Origin of the sequence: Micromonospora sp. NPDC047753 (assembly GCF_040642735.1) — a bacterium.
In the GTDB taxonomy this organism is placed as follows: Bacteria; Actinomycetota; Actinomycetes; order Mycobacteriales; family Micromonosporaceae; genus Micromonospora.
Map to the genome: position 1 here is coordinate 1 of NZ_JBEYSL010000842.1, position 1,466 is coordinate 1,466.

Genomic DNA, 1,466 nt, shown 5'->3' on the forward strand with positions numbered 1-1,466 from the left:
CGTGGCGAGGTTCGTCAACATCTCGACCGACAAGGCCGCCGACCCGGTCAGTGTTCTCGGCTACTCCAAGCGGATCACGGAGCGGTTGACCGCGAACGCCGCCGCGACGCACGGCGGCACGTTCCTCAGCGTCCGCTTCGGCAACGTCCTGTCCAGCCGAGGGTCGGTGGTCACGGCGTTCCGGGCCCAGATCGAGGCGGGGCTGCCGATCACTGTCACTCACCCCGACGTGACGCGTTACCTGATGACAGTGCAGGAAGCGGTGCACCTGGTGCTCCAGGCCGCCGGCATCGGCCGCGACGGCGAGGCACTCGTCCTCGACATGGGCGAGCCGGTACGGATCGACGACATCGCTCGCCAGTTGGCGAGCCAGGCACCGGGACCGGTCCAGATCGTCTACACCGGGCTCCGGCCGGGCGAGAAACTCCACGAGGACCTGATCGGCGCCGGCGAGCGGGACCTGCGCCCGCTGCACCCGCTCATCTCGCACGTGGAAGTGCCCCCACTCGATCCCATCGAGATCACCACGCTGGATCCGTTCGAGGACCCAGAGAAAATCATCGACCGTCTCGCGTGGCTGTGCGCCCAGTCGACCGGCGTGGTCGCACAGCAGTCCGTCAAGTCGACAGCCCCGGCACCCAGCGCGAGCTGAGCCGACACCGACCCCGCAGGTGACGTCCGGGACGATTCCCCGGCGCGCCTGCGGGGTCCGGGCTTGCCGGCCCGACCCGATCATCGCGAGCTGGTCCGACGAGCGCCCACCGGGCCGTGGGCCCGCCTCACGTTGAGCGTCACACCTGGCACCAACGCCGACACGGTCAGCAACGAAACACCCATCGACTGATTGACATCGATCGCGTCACACCGAAGGCTCGCGCCTACAGGTCCTTCACCCAAGGAGGCGCGATGAGACCGAGACGACTGGCGATCGCCAGCGTGGTCACCCTGCTCGGCGCACTGGCACTGACCCCACCGGCCAGCGCGCGGCCGCCGTCCGACCCGGGCGTCCGCGACGGCCTGGAGGTGTACGTCGGCACTGTCGACGCGAAACAGCGGGAGCAACTGCGCGCGGCGGGGGTCGACCTCGGCCACGACGCGAAGGCGGACTCGACCGGCAAGACGACTGTCGAGACGGTGCTCAGCCGCCGGCAGGCGAAACGGCTGACCGACCAGGGCGTCCCGTTGGCGGTGAAGAAGGTGCGCGGCAAGGACGCGTCGCAGGCGCTGCGGGAGCAGGCTGCGGCGGGCTGGGCGGCGTTCCGGCCCTATGGGGAGCCGGGCGGCCTGCGGGACGAGCTGAACGCCACAGCGGCTCGATATCCCAAGCTGACCAAGGTGGAGACGATCGGCCGCACGCAGCAGGGCCAGCCGATTGTCGCCGTGAAGGTCACCAAGAACGCACGGACGGTCGAGGACGGGAAGCGGCCCGCGGTGCTCTACGCGGGCGCGCAGCACGCCCGCGAGTG

General features: G+C 70.1%; 2 protein-coding genes. Both read left to right on the plus strand.

The window, feature by feature from the left end; translation table 11 throughout:
- Nucleotides 1–652, plus strand: a 652-nt coding sequence (locus tag ABZ749_RS35085; protein WP_357235693.1) for a polysaccharide biosynthesis protein, incomplete at its 5' end; no start/stop codon positions are given.
- Nucleotides 653–906: 254 nt separating this feature from the next.
- Nucleotides 907–1,466 (plus strand): M14 family zinc carboxypeptidase (locus ABZ749_RS35090; RefSeq protein WP_357235696.1); only part of this gene is annotated, 560 nt, incomplete at its 3' end.